Origin of the sequence: Virgibacillus dakarensis (assembly GCF_900155625.1) — a bacterium.
GTDB lineage: Bacteria > Bacillota > Bacilli > Bacillales > Amphibacillaceae > Lentibacillus_C > Lentibacillus_C populi.
The window spans coordinates 1,092,372-1,108,165 of the sequence record NZ_LT732553.1 but is presented as its reverse complement, the minus strand read 5'-3'; the positions used below and the strand labels follow the sequence as shown (position 1 = coordinate 1,108,165).

The 15,794-nt window shown below is 40.6% G+C and carries 19 protein-coding genes; all 19 read right to left on the bottom strand.

Features of this window, described 5'->3' with window-relative positions; genetic code table 11:
* Positions 1 to 1,065, bottom strand: a complete 1,065-nt coding sequence (locus CZ382_RS05540) for a protein-glutamate methylesterase/protein-glutamine glutaminase (protein WP_088050216.1) — start codon at positions 1,063 to 1,065, stop codon at positions 1 to 3.
* Positions 1,062 to 1,940, bottom strand: a complete 879-nt coding sequence (locus CZ382_RS05535) for a MinD/ParA family protein (protein WP_327365023.1) — start codon at positions 1,938 to 1,940, stop codon at positions 1,062 to 1,064. Before CZ382_RS05535 ends, CZ382_RS05540 begins: the two co-directional genes overlap by 4 nt.
* On the bottom strand, positions 1,927 to 3,042 hold the full coding sequence (gene flhF, locus CZ382_RS05530; RefSeq protein ID WP_088050214.1) for a flagellar biosynthesis protein FlhF: 1,116 nt from the start codon (positions 3,040 to 3,042) through the stop codon (positions 1,927 to 1,929). The genes CZ382_RS05535 and flhF overlap by 14 nt, the downstream gene beginning before the upstream one ends.
* Positions 3,039 to 5,072: a flagellar biosynthesis protein FlhA gene (gene flhA / locus CZ382_RS05525; RefSeq protein ID WP_088050213.1), complete on the bottom strand. Its 2,034-nt coding sequence runs from the start codon at positions 5,070 to 5,072 to the stop codon at positions 3,039 to 3,041. Before flhA ends, flhF begins: the two co-directional genes overlap by 4 nt.
* Positions 5,059 to 6,171, bottom strand: coding sequence for a flagellar biosynthesis protein FlhB (flhB, locus tag CZ382_RS05520; RefSeq protein ID WP_088050212.1), 1,113 nt, complete (start codon positions 6,169 to 6,171; stop codon positions 5,059 to 5,061). The genes flhA and flhB overlap by 14 nt, the downstream gene beginning before the upstream one ends.
* Position 6,172: 1 nt before the next feature.
* Entirely contained in the window at positions 6,173 to 6,952 is a 780-nt protein-coding gene (fliR, locus tag CZ382_RS05515) for a flagellar biosynthetic protein FliR (RefSeq protein ID WP_088050211.1), read from the bottom strand.
* A gap of 3 nt (positions 6,953 to 6,955) precedes the next feature.
* The gene (fliQ, locus tag CZ382_RS05510) at positions 6,956 to 7,225 is read right to left on the bottom strand and encodes a flagellar biosynthesis protein FliQ (RefSeq protein WP_088050210.1); all 270 of its coding nucleotides are present in this window, start codon (positions 7,223 to 7,225) and stop codon (positions 6,956 to 6,958) included.
* A 15-nt stretch (positions 7,226 to 7,240) separates the two neighbouring features.
* Positions 7,241 to 7,909 carry a flagellar type III secretion system pore protein FliP gene (gene fliP, locus CZ382_RS05505; protein ID WP_088050209.1) on the bottom strand — a complete coding sequence of 223 codons (669 nt, stop codon included), beginning with the start codon at positions 7,907 to 7,909 and terminating at the stop codon, positions 7,241 to 7,243.
* Positions 7,902 to 8,564, bottom strand: a complete 663-nt coding sequence (locus CZ382_RS05500; RefSeq protein ID WP_088050208.1) for a flagellar biosynthetic protein FliO — start codon at positions 8,562 to 8,564, stop codon at positions 7,902 to 7,904. The genes fliP and CZ382_RS05500 overlap by 8 nt, the downstream gene beginning before the upstream one ends.
* 263 nt (positions 8,565 to 8,827) lie before the next feature.
* Positions 8,828 to 9,190 (bottom strand): response regulator, encoded by a 363-nt coding sequence (locus CZ382_RS05495; RefSeq protein ID WP_088050207.1) that lies wholly within the window; start codon positions 9,188 to 9,190, stop codon positions 8,828 to 8,830.
* A gap of 13 nt (positions 9,191 to 9,203) precedes the next feature.
* Positions 9,204 to 10,370 carry a flagellar motor switch phosphatase FliY gene (fliY, locus tag CZ382_RS05490; RefSeq protein ID WP_088050206.1) on the bottom strand — a complete coding sequence of 389 codons (1,167 nt, stop codon included), beginning with the start codon at positions 10,368 to 10,370 and terminating at the stop codon, positions 9,204 to 9,206.
* Positions 10,360 to 11,358, bottom strand: coding sequence for a flagellar motor switch protein FliM (fliM, locus tag CZ382_RS05485; RefSeq protein ID WP_088050205.1), 999 nt, complete (start codon positions 11,356 to 11,358; stop codon positions 10,360 to 10,362). Before fliM ends, fliY begins: the two co-directional genes overlap by 11 nt.
* Positions 11,359 to 11,430: 72 nt before the next feature.
* Positions 11,431 to 11,853 carry a flagellar basal body-associated protein FliL gene (gene fliL / locus CZ382_RS05480; RefSeq protein ID WP_088050204.1) on the bottom strand — a complete coding sequence of 141 codons (423 nt, stop codon included), beginning with the start codon at positions 11,851 to 11,853 and terminating at the stop codon, positions 11,431 to 11,433.
* Positions 11,846 to 12,064, bottom strand: a complete 219-nt coding sequence (locus CZ382_RS05475) for a flagellar FlbD family protein (protein ID WP_088050203.1) — start codon at positions 12,062 to 12,064, stop codon at positions 11,846 to 11,848. Before CZ382_RS05475 ends, fliL begins: the two co-directional genes overlap by 8 nt.
* A 58-nt stretch (positions 12,065 to 12,122) precedes the next feature.
* Positions 12,123 to 12,920 carry a flagellar basal body rod protein FlgG gene (flgG, locus tag CZ382_RS05470; protein ID WP_088050202.1) on the bottom strand — a complete coding sequence of 266 codons (798 nt, stop codon included), beginning with the start codon at positions 12,918 to 12,920 and terminating at the stop codon, positions 12,123 to 12,125.
* An 82-nt stretch (positions 12,921 to 13,002) separates the two neighbouring features.
* Positions 13,003 to 13,374: a TIGR02530 family flagellar biosynthesis protein gene (locus CZ382_RS05465; RefSeq protein ID WP_088050201.1), complete on the bottom strand. Its 372-nt coding sequence runs from the start codon at positions 13,372 to 13,374 to the stop codon at positions 13,003 to 13,005.
* Position 13,375: 1 nt separating this feature from the next.
* The gene (gene flgD, locus CZ382_RS05460) at positions 13,376 to 13,870 is read right to left on the bottom strand and encodes a flagellar hook assembly protein FlgD (protein WP_088050200.1); all 495 of its coding nucleotides are present in this window, start codon (positions 13,868 to 13,870) and stop codon (positions 13,376 to 13,378) included.
* A 9-nt stretch (positions 13,871 to 13,879) separates the two neighbouring features.
* Positions 13,880 to 15,166, bottom strand: a complete 1,287-nt coding sequence (locus CZ382_RS05455; RefSeq protein ID WP_088050199.1) for a flagellar hook-length control protein FliK — start codon at positions 15,164 to 15,166, stop codon at positions 13,880 to 13,882.
* Between the two features lie 30 nt (positions 15,167 to 15,196).
* On the bottom strand, positions 15,197 to 15,793 hold the full coding sequence (locus CZ382_RS05450) for a MotE family protein (RefSeq protein ID WP_088050198.1): 597 nt from the start codon (positions 15,791 to 15,793) through the stop codon (positions 15,197 to 15,199).
* Position 15,794: the final 1 nt, after the last annotated feature.

Genomic DNA, 15,794 nt, shown 5'->3' with positions numbered 1-15,794 from the left:
CTACTTCCCCCTTAAGCTTTCAGCAAACTGTGCAATCGTGTCACCAATTTTATGTAAATGCCTGATATAGTTCACACAATTTGTTTTTACAGCTGATTTTGGCATGCCGTACACGATCGATGATTCTTCGGCTTCAGCGATGACAATTGTATTTTTGTCTCGTTGTTTTAATTGGATAATTCCTTGTGACCCATCGTGCCCCATGCCAGTTAATACAACAGCGATTTTATTCACGTTATCCTGTAGTGCCAATGATTCAAATAACACATCAACAGCAGGCCTGTGCCCAAATAGTTCATTTTCCTGTGTTAATTCAATAGCTAAGGCAGTACCTGCCTTTCGTATTTTCATATGAAAATTGCCGCGAGCAATATATGCTGTTTCCGGTTGGATTATTTCCCCATGAACCGCTTCCCTTACATGAATTCCAGCCAGCGCATTCAACCGCGTTGCAAGTGATTTCGTAAATCCGGCTGGCATATGCTGCACAATTAAAATCGGTGCCGGAAAATCGGCCGATAATTCGGTTAAAATTTGCTGCAGTGCTTTCGGCCCTCCAGTTGACGATCCAATTGCTACAACTGTCTTTGCATGTGGCCGTAAAGGTTTTTCGATCTGCTGTGCTCTAATTGGATGTTGTGTTTTTGATTCCCTTTTCGGTAATACAGCATGTGCAGCTGTAACAACCTTTCTAATAATTTCCCGTTTGATCCTGGTAATATCCAACGAGATAGCGCCAGATGGTTTCGTAATGAAATCGACCGCACCATTAGAGATAGCTTGAATCGTTTTATCGGTTCCAGCTGCCGTCACACTGGAAACCATCACCACCGGAAGTGGCCGTTCCTCCATTATTTTCTGCAATGTCGTTATTCCATCCATTATCGGCATTTCCACGTCCAATGTCACAACATCAGGTGATAAGTGCTTTATCTTTTTTATTCCATCATTTCCATTTCGTGCGGTTCCGACAAGTTCCAGACGGTCATCACTTCCAATGATATCGGAAATCATTCTCCGCATAAAAGCTGAATCATCAATAACTAAAACACGGATCGGCTTCATTGCTTGTTCCTCTCTGTCATGAACCGTTTTACTTTTTGTACGAATGAAAGGGATTCCTGTTGATTAAGGCTGATTTCGTTTGCCAGATAACTGGTCACGATTTGTTTAAGTGCTCTTGAAACGGGTGCTTTGCTGTTCAATAATAGATAAGGAATTTGCCTGGTCACCGCCGTTTGGACTGTTTTATCATCCGGCAAAACCCCCATTGGGAAAACATTCACCTGTAAAAATCGGAAAACAACCCGTTGGAATTGATTTAGTACTTTTGTCCCGAATTTTGCTGTACGAGATCGGTTCATTACTACATATATCGGCATATTTCGCTGTTTGTTTACAATATGTTTAGTCATTCCGTATGCGTCTGTGATGGATGTTGGTTCTGGTGTTGTAACGACAATACACTCATCGGCTGCCATGACAAACGCCAAACTGTCACTTGTTGTGCCTGCACCCATATCAAAAATTATATAATCATACTTTGGAATCAGATCATTGTACTGTTCAAGGAAATAATTCATTTTCATCTTGTCCATTGTAAAAAATTCGGACAACCCCGAACCGGCAGCAATATAATCCAAATTGTTCGGTCCTATTTCCAAACAATCCCTAAATGCCAACTGATCGGCCAGCATGTCAACGATCGTTTTATTTGTTTGCATACCTAGTAAAATATCAATATTTCCCATACCAACGTCTAAATCAAACAAAAGAACTTTTTTGCGTTTATCTAAAAGCTCTAATGCAAAGTTCAGAGCGAAATTGGATTTGCCGACACCACCCTTTCCACTGACAATGGCTATTGTTTTTGCATGGGTCTGATTATTTTTCACAGCTAACTTTTGCCTTAATTTCGCCGCCTGATCATCTGGCATCATAATCACCCACTAGTAAATTACTGATAACCTCTGCTGACGGGGCTAGTAAATCGTCTGGAACATCCTGCCCGTTTGTCAAATAGGCAATTCCAATTCCATAACGTAATAGAACATTAAGTATGCTGCCGTACTCCCTTGTTTCGTCAATTTTTGTAAAAATTAGCGAATTAATCGGTATGTGCTGAAATTGTTCATATATTGCCAGAATATCGTTTGACTTTGCCGTCAGCGATAAAACAAGATAGGTTTCCACCTGTTCATCAAAATTAATAGTCTTATTTAATTCTTCGACATAGTGTTTATCACGGAAATTTCGACCTGCTGTATCCACAAAAATCAAGTCATACTCCTGAAATTTTGCGATGGCCGCTTGGTAATCGTTCCTATTGTAAGCTACTTCGATTGGCACATCTAATATCCGCGCATATGTTTTCAATTGTTCAATTGCGGCTATTCGGTACGTGTCGGCGGTAATAAAGGCAACCTTTTTGTTATCATGTAGCGTGCAAACTGCAGCAAGCTTCGCGAGTGTTGTCGTTTTCCCAACACCGGTTGGACCGACAACCTGAATAATTTTTTTCTCATATGTAATACCGTGAAATGGTAAATCCCCGATCCGCTTTTGAATCTCCTCTTTCGTATCTTGAAAAATTTGCGCTTGTTCTGGAGTAAACCCATCACGCCGATGGTTTTCAATAATTTCACTAACTAATGTTGCAGCCAGACTCTCGGAAACCTCCTGATCTTGCAAATGCTGGTAAACAGCTTGATACTCGAACGGGAATTCCATTTTAGTTCCAGCTCGTTGCCATTCCATCATTTTCTTTAACTGTTTAATTTCCTTAATTACAGGATCTGTTTGATCGTTTTTCGCTTCAGCATTTTGGCTGACAACTGGTTCGGGAACAGGTTCCCTTTTTGGCTTTTGCGGTTGTGGATCCAGTGCCGCAATGACTTCTATTTTCCGTTTTTTAAACAAACCGAGCATACCGCCAGCTTGTACTTCCTTCGAATGAAGAATGACTGCATCTGTCCCAAGCTCCTTACGAATTTGCTGCATTGCTTCCGGCATTGTTGGTGCTATATATTTTTTTACTTTCACGCAACATTCACCACCCCAACACTTTGAACCTGTACATCTGGTTCAAGTTCGTTATATGACAGGACAATAACCTGTGGTAAAAAACGGTCGATCAATTGTTTCACGTACATACGAATTGCCGGTGAACATAGGACAATCGCTGTCTCCTCCTGTAATGCAAGTTTTTCTACCTCATCATGCAGGGTTGTAACGATTTCCTGCTGGGATTCCGGATCCAATGATAAATAATTTCCATGTTCTGTCTGTTGAATATTTTCCGCTACTCGTTTTTCTACTTTGCCGGAAATGGTAATAACTTTTAACTCTTTATCATTGCTAGCGTATTGTTTGGTAATTTGCGCGGACAATGCCTGTCTTACATATTCCGTTAACAGCTCCGTATCATTTGTCATCCGGGAAAAGTCGGCAAGTGTCTCAAAAATAACTGGCAAATTACGGATAGAAATATTTTCTTTTAATAATTTGGCTAAAACTTTTTGGATATCGCCAATAGCAAGTGGCTCTGGTGTAACTTCTTCGACCAGGATCGGATAGCTTTCCTTTAAATGATCGACAAGTTGTTTTGTTTCCTGCCGGCCTATCAATGTATGGGCCTGCCGCTTTAGTACCTCTGTGATGTGCGTAGAGACAACCGATGGCGTGTCGACTACTGTATAGCCGGACAATTCAGCCTCATCTTTATTTTCCTCGCTTATCCATTTGGCGGGTAAGCCAAAAGCCGGTTCTTTTGTTTCGATCCCCTCTAGTAAATCTTCATCAGGATCCGGTGTCATTGCCAAATAATGATCCAGAAGCAGTTCACCGGAAGCAACTTCATTCCCTTTTATTTTTAAACGGTATTCATTGGGATTAAGCTGAATATTATCACGGATTCTTACAACAGGAATAACAATCCCTAGCTCGATTGCCAGTTGTCGCCGTATCATTATAACCCTGTCCAGCAGATCACCGCCTTGATTGGCATCAACTAATGGGATCAGTGCATAGCCGAATTCAAATTCAATCGGATCCATGCTAAGCAGGCTGACAACATTTTCTGGTGCCTTCATCGCCGAAGACTCCTGCTGCTCCTCTTCTTCCGTGTCCGGTACCTCGGAAACGCTTTGCTGTTTTAATAGCAAATAACCACTCAGCGCTAGTAGTGCAGCAAGTAATGTTGTTAAGAAAAAGTTAATCGGTGTAAGTCCAAGCAAAAAAATAGTTCCGGCAGCAATAAATAACAATTTTGGATACCGGAGCAGCTGTCCCGTTACTTCAGTACCTAAATTTCCATCACTGCTGGCTCTGGTTACGACAATCCCTGTTGCCGTTGAAATCAATAATGCCGGAATTTGACTAACTAACCCATCTCCTACTGTCAGTCGCATAAACGTATTGATCGCTTCCTGAAATGACATGTCCATCTGTACGATGCCAATTATTAGCCCAAAAATGATATTAATTAAGACAATGATAATCCCAGCAATCGCATCCCCTTTAACAAATTTGCTGGCACCATCCATCGAGCCATGAAAGTCTGCTTCGGCTTCCACCTTTTCACGTCGTTCCTTTGCCTGCTGCTCCGATATTAAACCGGCATTTAAATCAGCATCAATGCTCATTTGCTTCCCAGGCATAGCGTCCAGTGAAAATCGTGCTGCCACTTCCGATACACGCTCAGATCCTTTGGTAATAACCAAAATGTTGATGATTACCAAGATAATAAACACGACAAATCCAACAAGCGGATTATCACCGATTACAAAGGATCCGAACGTATCTACCACTCCACCGGCATCCCCTTCCGACAAAATGGATCTCGTTGTTGAGACATTAAGCCCTAGTCGAAATAAGGTTAATAGTAAGATCAATGTAGGAAAAACGGAAAATTGCAACGTATCCTGTGTGTTCATTGATACTAAAATAACAATAAGTGCGAGCGATATATTACATAAAATAAGAACACTTAAGAGCCATCCTGGAAGCGGCACAACTAACATTACAATGATTAAAATAACACCTAATAAAACCGATAAATCACGTGCTTTCACGGATCTCACCCCTGTCTGTACTAAACCTTTTTTCCATTCGATAGACATATGCCAGAATCTCGGCCACAGCCTGGTAAAATTCTTCCGGTATTACGTCACCGATTTCAATAGCATCGTATAACGCACGGGCCAGCGGTCGATTCTCAACTGTCATTACCTTATTTTTTCGTGCAATTTCTTTAATGCGAAACGCCAGGTGATCAACACCCTTTGCGACAACGTACGGTGCACTTGCCTTTGCTTCCTCATATTTAATAGCAATAGCAAAATGGGTTGGATTCGTAATAACGACATCTGCAGCAGGTACTTCACTCATCATCCTTCTTGTGGCCATTTGCCGCTGTTTCTCCTTGATTTTTGATTTGATTAATGGATCCCCTTCGATATTTTTATATTCATCTTTAATATCCTGTTTGGACATTTTGATATTTTTTTCAAAATCATATCGTTGATAGGCATAATCAAATACAGCCAAAAATAACAAAGCAATCGTTGCGGCCATTCCCATAATGATCGTAACCTTGCCAAAAAAGGCCAATGCGCTGTCAACATTTTTAAATGAAAGCATCATCATGTCATCTTTGTACATCCAGATGACCGCAAACGTGATGACGCCAATGAAAACAATTTTTAATAATGACTTCAGCAATTCAACCAATGCACGGATGGAAAAGATTTTCTTTGCCCCTTTAATGGGGTCAATTTTTTTTAAATCAAATTTCAATGGTTCGGTTGTAAATAAAAACCCTATTTGCATAAAGTTGGCGGCTAACCCGGCAATAATCGCGATTAATATAATTGGTGCAAGCATTTTTGCTGTTTCAATCGTAGATTCTATAAAGACCTGATGAACGGTATTCTCGGTTACATTCCATTGAATATATTCTGTAAAAGCATGGCTGTATAAGGCTGTCATGCTATCCTTCATAAAGCCGCCAAACAGAAATAATATTAGAAAGCAAAACAGCAGCAGAAATGCTGTATTAATATCCTGACTCTTTGCAACCTGCCCTTTTTTCCGGGAATCCTGCCGTTTTTTCGGAGTGGCTTTTTCCGTCTTTTCACCTGCAAAAAATTGTAAATCCAGCTTTAATGACAAATTAAGCACCTCCGAATATTTGCATTAATCCCCTCATCGTGTCGAACATGGTTGAAAACAGATTTTTCACCAGCACGACATATAAGCTAAGGAAAAACAAAATAACTACAAAGCTAACACCGATTTTCAATGGTAATCCAACGACAAATACATTAAGCTGCGGCACCGTTCTGGCGATGATTCCTAACGCGACATCGACCAGAAACAAACAACCAACAATCGGAATCGCCATTTGAAATGCTATTAAAAACATCTGATTAAATGTGTCAATTACAAAATCGGCGATTGACCCGTTATGAAACGGGATAAATGCATCAATTGGAATCAGCTGATAGCTATAATACATTCCATCGATTAACAAATAGTGTCCATTGACCGATAATAGAAACAGGAGGGCAATCATATAAAAATATTGTCCTGTTAACGGGCTTTGTGCACCGGTTTGTGGATCGATAACATTTGCAATTGCAAAGCCCATTTGAAAATCAATAAATCCGCCAGCTATCTGGATTGCCGCTAAAATAATATAGGCGATTAACCCAACGAACAGCCCGACTATTGCCTCTTTCATCAGCAGCAAAAAATACGTTTCGTTTATTGGTATTTCGGATGCATCAACCGTATAAACAAAAATTAATGCCAAAAAAAAGCTGAAACCTATTTTAAACGGTGCAGGAATTGTTCGATACGAAAACAATGGCAACGTTACGAAAAAGGCAGCAATCCGTACAAAAATGAGCAAAAAAGCCGGTACAGTAGTAAAATTGATCATATCCAACATGTTTTACCCTACAAACTGATTTAAATTTTGGTACAAATCTACAGTAAACTCAATCATTTTTGTCAGCATCCATGGCCCGAAAAAGACCATCCCAACCAGGACAGCAACTATTTTAGGTATAAAAGCTAAAGTCTGTTCCTGAATTTGTGTTGTTGCCTGGAATATACTAACAAGCAGTCCGACTGCGAGCGCCAGGATAAGCAGTGGTCCTGTCACAAGTAAGATCGTATAAATTCCCTTTTCTGCTAACGCTAAAACAAATTCACTATTCAACCGAACACACCTCTTTTATTGAAACCCTTCAAGCAGGGAGTGGGTAATCAAATACCAGCCATCTACAAGCACGAATAATAAAATCTTAAACGGCAGTGAAATCATCACCGGTGGCAGCATCATCATCCCCATCGACATTAAGACACTGGCAACCGCCATATCAATGATCAAAAAAGGAACAAAGATCATGAATCCCATTTGGAAGGCCGTTTTTAATTCACTTATTGCAAAAGCTGGGACAAGCGTTGTAATTGGGATATCTTGAACAGTCTCCGGCTTTTCCATTTCCGCATAGTTCATAAATAGCGCCAAGTCCTTTTGTCTCGTGTGCTTTGCCATAAATTCCTTCATTGGTGCGCTAGCCCGTTCATAGGCTTCGTCCAGTGTTATTTCTTCATCAAAAAGCGGTTTTAGTCCATCATCATAGACCTCATGAAACGTCGGTGCCATGATGAAAAAAGTTAAAAATAATGCGATTCCGATTAAGACCTGGTTTGGCGGCATTTGCTGTGTTGCAAGCGATGTCCTTACAAATGACAGTACAATGATTATTCTCGTAAAACTTGTCATTAAAATTAATATACTAGGTGCCAGCGACAAAACGGTCAATAATAATAATAGCTTTACGGATGTTGCAACAGATGAAGGATCTGAACCTGAAAACATATCAATAAAATCATTCATGTTTATCTTCCTTCTGCCTGGATTGATTAATCAGCTTTTTTCTTCCCTCTTTTAATTTTTCAAGTTCAGTAGTAAACAGTCTTTTGAATTCATTGCGTTTCTCCGTTTCTCCAGTACGAGCTTCGTCATTTTTTGTTAAAAAAAGTGATGGCATAGTACGTTCGTTTTGTCCCTCGTTATGATGTAACAGGTCGTTTTTTACTTCCTCATCCGTTATCTCCTGAAGCATTTCGACATTCTCACCGACACCAATCAAATACATTTTTTTGCCTATACGGACAATTTGAATGGATTTATTTGGGCCAACCGATATACCGCCAAGATTCTCAAGCGCCTTAACCCGGGAAAAGAGCCTATTCCGCTTATTTAGAAATTTCAGCACCAGATAGATAAGTGCAACTACGATTAATAAGGCAAACCCCATTTTTACGAATTCAAATACCAATGATCCATTATCATTACCGATGCTTGGATTGGCTTGATCATCTTCAGACTTCTGCTGCTTATCAGGTGTCTCCCCGTCCAGATCAACGCAATCAGCGTTTCCTTCCATACAATCCTTGACATTTGGTGATGCTGCCAGGACATTTATATTCATCACGGTTGATAGGATTACCAGAAGTAACCCCACCGTGATACCAATTTTTTTACCCACATTACTCACTCGTTTCTTATTAGAAAACTTGGCATTCGCCAAGCCTTTGGGCGAATGACTTAGTTGCACTTATGCAGGATAAGAAAGTTTATACTTTCTTATCTGCCTAGTAAAGGAAGAATATAATTTTAACTATATTAATTCATTATCAGAAAAGGCCATGTCCACCACATACGCGGGCCTGCAGGTTGCGGTCATGCCGGAAGTTGGTTATTGTCGGCCGGTTTTAGTCGGCCTACCTTAACCGGGCGCTTCCGCTTTTCTTAATCTAACGCCTTTTGAATTGCTTCGATGACCCGATCGGCCTGAAATGGTTTCACAATGAAATCCTTTGCCCCCGCCTGGATGGCGTCAATGACCATTGCCTGTTGGCCCATTGCTGAACACATGATTATCTTTGCATTCGGATTTATTTGCCTGATCTCCTTTAATGCTGTTATCCCATCCATTTCCGGCATGGTAATATCCATTGTCACAAGATCGGGCGTCAATTCTTGATATTTTTCCACTGCCTGAGCCCCATCCTGTGCTTCACCTGCAATAGTAAATCCGTTCTTCGTTAAAATATCTTTGATCATCATTCGCATAAATGCTGCATCATCTACAATTAAAATACTGTGTGCCATTTATCCATTCTCCCTACTTTAATTTCATTAATCTAGCAGATTGACTAATAATATCTGTTACTCGAACACCAAAGTTTTCATCAATAACGACAACCTCACCTGTTGCAATTCGTTTTTCATTCACAAAGATATCGACTGGTTCTCCCGCAAGCTTATCCAGTTCAACGATGGATCCAGATGACAAATCGAGTATATCCTTAATTGTTCGCTTCGTACGGCCAAGTTCAACGGTAACCTTTAATGGGATATCCAACAGCATATCAAGGTTACGTTGCTCATTTTTATTCAGCTCAACAGGAGCAAAGCTGGAGAAATTTGCCTCTTGAACGGTCGCGCTTTTTTGGTCAATATGATCTCCTAAATACTGTGGTGTTTCTTCTTCAACATCAAATGGTACTTCCTGATGGGCGGTGGCCGGTTCCACAGGATTTTCCAGTAGTTCCACAGCCGCAGCCGCCTGCTCTTGGGCATTTTCCCCAGATTCGTTCAGCAATTGGGCCACTAATTGTTTGGCAAACGAAATCGGAATCAATTGCATAATATTTGAATCTATCAAACTTCCTACTTTTAGTTGAAAAGAAACCTTCACAAACACTTCCTCGTCATGCATTGATTCCGTATCTGCGAGATTTTCCGAGTTTATTAAATTGATCGACGGCGGTGATATGTCAATTCGCTTTTCAAACACGGTAGACATACTCGTTGCAGCGGCACCCATCATTTGATTCATTACTTCCTGTACGGCACTGAGATGAATGTCTGTTAATTCCTTAACTGGAGCTGTCCCCTCTCCGCCAAGCATAATATCGGAAATAACGGCTGCATCCTCTGCCCTGATCACAAAAACATTCTTGCCGCTGAAACCTTCCACATAATTCACTTGAATACTCACATGTTCAAAGGTAAACTCCTCGATCAAATTAGCCTTTTCCATAATAGAAACAGTTGGTGTCGTTATTTCCACCTTTTGCTGCAATAATGTGGACAGTGTTGTAGCTGAACTGCCGAATGAGATATTGCCGATCTCTCCTAGCGTATCGATTTCCAGCGAGGAGAAATAATCATCAGCATTTGCCTTTGCACGCGTACCTTGTGTTGTATCATCTCCTTCATCTGCATCTTCACTAATTTGTAGTAGTGCATCTATTTCATCCTGTGAAAGCATTCCATCATTCATCATCGTCGCCCCCCTTAATCATTCTTTCTAATATTTGCACGGACATCCGATTTTTAAATTTACCCGGCTGCACATAAAATTTTGGTTCATTATTTATTTTTAGTGTTAACGGCTGATCAATTGCCTGATTCAAGCCGATTACATCATCTTTATTTAAATGTAAAAACTGTTGAATTGAAATGGTTGTTTCACCAAGCAATGTTTTTGCTTCCACTTTTGCCTCTTGGACATTTTTGGTTAATTTTTCATATGCTTCCGGATCACGTTTCTTCGCCTGTGTCTGCATCCAATAATGGACGGAAAGATTCGGAATAATTGGCTCCAATACAATGTGCGGAATACAGATATTAATCATTCCGCTAGTTTCTCCAATGGTTGTATTCAAGGAAACGACAACAACTGTCTCATTTGGGGCAACCATTTGCAAAAATTGCGGATTGACTTCAAAGTCTTCCAGAACCGGATCAATTTCCACAAGTGATGACCATGCTTCCTGCAGATTAACAATGGCCTTTTCGAACAACTGTGACATCAGCATCGTTTCGATTTCTGTCAGATTGTCTACTTTGTTGACACTGCTTCCTTTTCCACCCAGCACCCGATCAAGCATCCCATAAGCGATATTCGGGTTGACCTCCATCAAAATTCTGCCTTCCAATGGTGCAACACTGTATATATTTAACACCGTCATTTTCGGTACGGAGCGTATAAATTCTTCATAAGGAATTTGATCAACCGACGCAACCGATATATTGACATATGTACGTAATTGTGCAGAGAAAAAAGTAGTTAATAATCGAGCATAATTTTCATGAATACGTAACAAACTGCGAATTTGATCCTTTGAAAAACGAAGTGCACGTTTAAAATCATAAACGCGGATTTTCTTTTCTTTTTCTTCCTTCTTTAATTCCTCAGCATTCATTTCGCCTGATGATATTGCAGAAAGCAGCGCGTCGATTTCATTTTGCGAAAGTACTTCTTCTACCAAAAATCCTCACCTCCATCGTGGAGTAATTCAGCAGGGAATGTGCCCCTACCCTAAGCCTCATTTTATTACACGTTATTGCAGTATTTTGCTAATCGTGTAAACGTCGGTTACTTTTCCTTCCGTCATGACTTCGTTCAATTTTTGCTTCACATGATCTTCCAAGTCGGAGAGGCCACTTTTGAAAGCTTCCTCATCCATGTTTGCTAATTCTTTAATTAACATATTTTTTAATTGAAATTCGCGCTTTTCTACTTCCTCTTTAGCATTTTTGCTGTCCGTAACAATTTGAAATTGAATACGGACAAAGCTGCCATCTTGTAAATCAGTTGTCATATCAGATGTTTGATAGGAATACGCTACTATGTCATCCAGTGTTTGGGCACTACCGCTTTTTTTGTCATCGCCCTTTACATTTAGAACAACAACCAAGGCAAGAGCGCCCGCGATCAGCAGGATAACCAGGGTCGTTATCATCGATTTTGCCAGCTTATTCATCGGCACTATCCACCTCTTTTACTATTCCATGAAACCCGATTTTCCGGTAATAATATGTAATTAATTCCGCTACCCTAGCTTCTGTTTCCTTTACAACCAGTTTCTTGCCATTTAACAATGTGATGGTTGTGTCCGGATGTGATTGAATTTGCTCAATCATACAAGCATTCAATGTAAAGGTTTCATCGTTCAATCGCGTAAGTTTGATCATCCTATAGTGGGGGTTGCTTCAATGGGTGACACCATCAAAGCATCCCCTTCCCCTCCATTTATCGTTTTAAATTAACCAATTCCTGCAAAATTTCATCTGATGTTGTAATAATCCTCGTGTTCGCCTGGAAACCACGCTGGGCAGTAATCATTTCCGTGAATTCCTCCGACAGATCTACATTGGACATTTCCAGTGCGCCGCTAACGATCGAAGCGGTGCCGTCAGACTCGGGTGCAGCCAGGTCTGCTGCTAATCCTGCATTCTCTGTATTGAGGAACAGGTTATTCCCGGCCTTTTGCAGACCGGCTGGGTTGGAAAAGTTCGCCAACGCAATTTGACCAGCTGTTTGCGGATCGCCATTCTCGTCAGTATAATTTACCGTTCCGTCCGTTTGCACGCTAAAATCCTGCGCCGTATTAGGAATGTTAAGAGGATCTCCATCCATTCCGACTAAATAGTAACCATCTGGATTTACAATATCCCCATTGTCATCCAGACGGAAGTTTCCAGCACGAGTATAGAATCTATTCCCATCTCCAGCGTCTACAACAAACATGCCGTCACCTTCCAAAGCAAAATCCAACGGGAAATTGGTTGTTTGCCGGAATCCTTGTGTATGAATGTTATCGATTGTTCCTAACTGTGATCCTAGTCCAACTTGTTTCGGATTAATCCCGCCACGCGTAGCAGTTGCTCCTTGTGCACCTGAAGTCATTTGACTCATCATATCCTGAAACGTCACACGACCTTTTTTAAAGCCTGGTGTGTTGACATTTGCAATATTGTTGCCGATAACATCCAATTTTGTTTGAAAACCCTTCATTCCTGAAATACCCGCATACATTGAACGTAACATATTTTCAATCCCCTTTTCGTTTTATTATTTAAAGCTGAATCAGTCATTCAACAGCTTGGTTGGCCTCCCAGAAGGGTCCGGCCTATTCATTGATTAGAATTGTCCCATTAATATTGGTAAAAATTTTGCTTGCTGCCTCTTCCCGGTTCATTGCTGTTACGACCGTATTGTTTTTTGTACTGACAAGTAATGCAGCATTATTCATCACAACTAATGAATCTGTAACGCCCTTTCGTTTAGCCTCTGCCATTTTTTCCGTAATCAACTGCCAGTCTTTTTCGTTAATGGATATATTGCGTTCGTCTATCCGTTCCTTGGCATGCTTACTAACCTTTACTTTATCAACACCTGCCAACACGGCTTTAAAATCCGATTGTTTGGCTGGATTTGCTACCTTTTTCACATTTTGCAGTGGCAGTGTATGTGATGGTAATTGATGAATACGATGATCCATGCTATTCACTTCCTTCAGTTGAATCGGGATCGGCATTCCCATCTTCTTCATCAGCAGCTGCACTTGGATCGTTAACTTTTAAGATGGCGTCTGCGTAGACCTTTTCACCATTTTCCAATTCCAAAATAGCCCATCCATCCTTTTGACTGACAGCGACAACTGTACCCGTCTCAATGGAAGTCTTTTCTCCGGATTCTTCATCATAAGCTTGATACGTAACCTCTTTACCAATCATATGGCTATATTTAATAACCGGCGAAACAAGTTGACTTTGTACTAAGGTGTCGATTGATTGTGTCATATTCATCATCTGTTCAAGCGATGAAAAAGTAGCCATTTGCGAAATGAATTCACGATCATCCATTGGGTTGGTTGGATCCTGATTTTGTAATTGCGTCATTAAAATCTTTAAAAATTCGTCTTTGCCAAGTTCTGGACTTGGTACGTTCTGGTTTTGCTGGTTACTTAAATAAAGTGATGGATCAATTTTTGTCACAGTGAACACCTACACTTTCTCATTCATTAACAGGTCATGAAATACCAATTCGGTCTCATCTGTTTGCTGACCTGAATCCCCATCCTTCGTATGATGCTGGGAATGTTCCTCGCTTTGTTCATTCATGGACCGTTCTTCTTGTTTACCTTGAAAGCCTTGTGCTTGCTGTGAAGTTATGTCTTGTTTCTCGACAACAACCTGCTGTGGCGAAAACATATGCTTCAGCTGATGCATATTAGACTCTAGCATATCTTTCGTTGCTTGTGACGTGACCATGATTTTTACGGTCATTTCGCCATTAATTCGGGTTAACTTCACCATCATTTCACCAAGATTATCTGGCTTCAGTGTAATGGACAATTGTGATGTACCATTGTTCATCGTAAGAAATTTACTCGTCTTCATCACCTTTTGCAGCTGCTCGATCAGTTGCTGAGGCGCCGATTGGGAATGTTGACTCTGATTCAGATAGATAACGTATTGTTCCACTTTAGACATCGGCATCGATGATAATGCCTGTATTTGCTGGGTCGAGCCTTTCTCAACAGATTGCTCGTTTAATGCCTTATGCAGCACTTTTGCCACGTCATGACTTGTTACTTTAGCATTTATATTGTATTGCTGATTGGACACAAACTGGTCCCGCTTTTGAAAAAAAGTAACCAGGTCTCGCCAAACGCTCAGCTCTTTTTTCCCATTTTCAGTCGTTTCAGGTACGATTATTTCCAATGCACTCTGGTTATTAGGTAGCCCTTTCGTAAGCCCTGTCCATTGTTCCAACAATTTCAATATGGATCTCGCTGCTTTTGGCAGATCCAGATCTGTTTGGATCTGACCAATCACTGTTTTTGCCTGCTTAAGAATAGTGGCTAATTGCTGCTGAATAGCTGTTTCTGAAAGTACAGCAGTGTCTGGCTGGGCAGTTGAAAGCTCTAAATCGGTTTGCAAGTTTTCTGTAGCAGCTTTTCCTGCTAAAGCATCCAGCATTAATCCAAGTTTTTCATCAACAGACGCTGTTTCCATACTTGGGGTAAATTCATCCCATTTCACAGATTGTCCTGGGAACAGTTCACCTGTAAAGGCTTGAAGCAAAGCTAACAGCCCTTCGAAGTTTAAGTCGTTACCATCCTCCTCTCCCTCTTGTGTTTGTGCTGCAAATGAATGGTCAGCTTCAGCTGTTTGGTTCAACAATAATCCTTGAAAAATTGACGTTTTGCCTGTTTGACCTGCCATCTGCCTTGGAACGTCACGCACAGGCAGATTCAACTGTTGAGCAATCATACCTATTCCATTCACGTTTCTCACCTCCTTTCAAGGAAATGGCAGCTAATCACTATTGATAAACATTTTGGTCAATTTGGCTGCCGTTTCTGGATCCATTTCCGCAATAATTTTGCCACGGGCTTTATTTGAGAGTTCTTTCAGGATGGAAATCGCCATATCACTATCAAGCTTTTGGAAAATTAAAGCTGCTTGCTTCGGATCCATTTCCTTAAATGAAGAGGAGATGGTTTTTACTGTGTCATTTTCACTTTCCTGTTCGGTGGTAGATCCATCTAATTCATCGCTTGTTGTTCGGTTTTCCAGTTTTAACTTTTCTTGTTCCATTTTATCGATGGTTGCCTCAAGGTCATTTACATTTTGGGTCAATTCCTCAATCTTTTCATCTTTCTTTTCCAATGCAGCTTTCATTTTCTCCTCTGTTTGCTGCAGATTTTTTTCTTCATCGGTAGTAACGAACGATGAAATGACCGGTATATTATTACCAGTGTTTTTCACCCAGTCGATAACATTCACACCAGCCAATGTAAAAATAATAATGGCTAGTGTAATCGCAACAATTACCGGAATGACAATGGCAAATAGAAACCATACGATTGGATTTGTTTTTTGTTTTCCTTGTGTTTTCGGCTGATTCCCCATA

Bases quoted from the DNA above. Each gene is read 5' to 3' on its own strand.
- CZ382_RS05540 (WP_088050216.1), bottom strand. From the start codon at position 1,065: ATGAAGCCGATCCGTGTTTTAGTTATTGATGATTCAGCTTTTATGCGG.
- CZ382_RS05535 (WP_327365023.1), bottom strand. From the start codon at position 1,940: ATGATGCCAGATGATCAGGCGGCGAAATTAAGGCAAAAGTTAGCTGTG.
- fliR (WP_088050211.1), bottom strand. From the start codon at position 6,952: ATGTTGGATATGATCAATTTTACTACTGTACCGGCTTTTTTGCTCATT.
- fliP (WP_088050209.1), bottom strand. From the start codon at position 7,909: ATGAATGATTTTATTGATATGTTTTCAGGTTCAGATCCTTCATCTGTT.
- CZ382_RS05495 (WP_088050207.1), bottom strand. From the start codon at position 9,190: ATGGCACACAGTATTTTAATTGTAGATGATGCAGCATTTATGCGAATG.
- fliY (WP_088050206.1), bottom strand. From the start codon at position 10,370: ATGATGAATGATGGAATGCTTTCACAGGATGAAATAGATGCACTACTA.
- fliL (WP_088050204.1), bottom strand. From the start codon at position 11,853: ATGAATAAGCTGGCAAAATCGATGATAACGACCCTGGTTATCCTGCTG.
- CZ382_RS05475 (WP_088050203.1), bottom strand. From the start codon at position 12,064: ATGATCAAACTTACGCGATTGAACGATGAAACCTTTACATTGAATGCT.
- flgG (WP_088050202.1), bottom strand. From the start codon at position 12,920: ATGTTACGTTCAATGTATGCGGGTATTTCAGGAATGAAGGGTTTTCAA.
- CZ382_RS05465 (WP_088050201.1), bottom strand. From the start codon at position 13,374: ATGGATCATCGTATTCATCAATTACCATCACATACACTGCCACTGCAA.
- CZ382_RS05450 (WP_088050198.1), bottom strand. From the start codon at position 15,793: ATGGGGAATCAGCCGAAAACACAAGGAAAACAAAAAACAAATCCAATC.